This window comes from Paenibacillus forsythiae T98 (assembly GCF_000520735.1).
Lineage (GTDB): Bacteria > Bacillota > Bacilli > Paenibacillales > Paenibacillaceae > Paenibacillus_AQ > Paenibacillus_AQ forsythiae.
Genome location: NZ_ASSC01000580.1, coordinates 1 through 1,411 on the forward strand (window position 1 = coordinate 1; position 1,411 = coordinate 1,411).

Here is a 1,411-nt window from a genome sequence, read left to right on the forward strand (position 1 = left end):
ATCCGCTGCCTCATCTGGCCGGGGTTCAGAACCTGCTTGACCAGCATCCCGATCTGGAGCTTCGCACGGCGAATCTGAATGTATTTTTCGAGGAAAAGGGGATTACGGATTCGGATCTTCTCCAGGAAGCCCGGGTGCTGCAGCGGGTACACCGGATTGCGCCCACCGCCATGGCCGGGCAAGCACTGCTTGACCTGAAGATTCACAATTCGGCTCAAATTATGTCGCTCGGCAAAGAACAATTCGCGGAAGCCCTGACGGCGACCCAACGGGTAGACAAGCGCACGGCGCTTACCGTCTACGGCCTGGCCGAATATCAGTATGCGCAGGTGCTCCAGCGAATCGCGGATTATCGTCTGGAGCTGCACGGTGCGAATCCGCGCGCCCTCATGGATTTTACTCACTCGGCGGAGGAGCTGCCTTCGGCTTTGGCGGGGATACCCGATCTGGAGGCTCTGTTCGGTTCGCTTGATTTCTGCGATTGCACCGACTGCCAGTCGGTGTACGGTCCGTCGGCATATTTGGCCGACCTTTTGCGCTACCTTGACAGCCATAACTCCGAGACGGCCGGCAAGACGGTGAAAGACGTCCTCTTCGGCCGCAGGCCGGACATCGGCAACATCAAGCTCAACTGTGAAAATACCGAAACGCCGCTGCCTTATATCGATCTGGTGTGCGAGGTTCTGGAGAATGCCGTCCCTGCGGCAAGTCCGAACTTCAGCTTTCAAACGACCCGAACCCCAGCCGAGCTGCGCGCTTCGCCGGAGCATGTCAAGGTTGACGCCTACAACGTTCTGAAAGCCGCAGACTATCCCCTGGACAACGCCTTCAATCTGTGGCAGGAGGAGGCGCGGGGATTGTTGCAGCATTTGGGAGTTGCGCGCTGGGAGCTGATGGAGGCTTTCCAGACGGCCCTGCCGGGGGCCGTTCCATCGCCCTCCAATGTCAGCATCGCCGGAGAATATTGGGGGATGTCGACGCACGAAACAGGGATGGTTACTGTACAAGCAGCCACGGCGGCCAGCCAGACGGTATTCTGGGGATTTGACGCGAATCTCACCGAGATTGCCGTCTCGGACTTCATGCGCCACAGCCGTCTGACCTACGGGCAGCTGCTTGACCTGCTCTGCGTGCGCTGGATCAACCCCCCGAATGATCCGGGAAAAATGGTGCGTCCGAACGCCACCTGCGATACCGGGATGCAAAAAATAGTCAACCTCACCCCTGACCGTCTCGACAAAATGCACAGGTTCCTGCGGCTGTGGCGGCATACCGGCTGGGCCATGTGGGAGCTGGACCTCCTGATTCGAAATGCCGTTCTTGGCGGCGGCAGCCTGAACCCGGACCTGCTGGCGCGGCTTAAGGCATTTCGGCAAGTCCAGGAGCGGCTCGGCCTGCCGGCCGACGAGAC

At 59.7% G+C, this 1,411-nt stretch carries 1 protein-coding gene; it reads left to right on the plus strand.

The features are described 5' to 3' along the window. On the plus strand, window positions 1-1,411 hold a 1,411-nt coding region (locus L692_RS29315), incomplete at both ends, for a Tc toxin subunit A (RefSeq protein ID WP_036724376.1).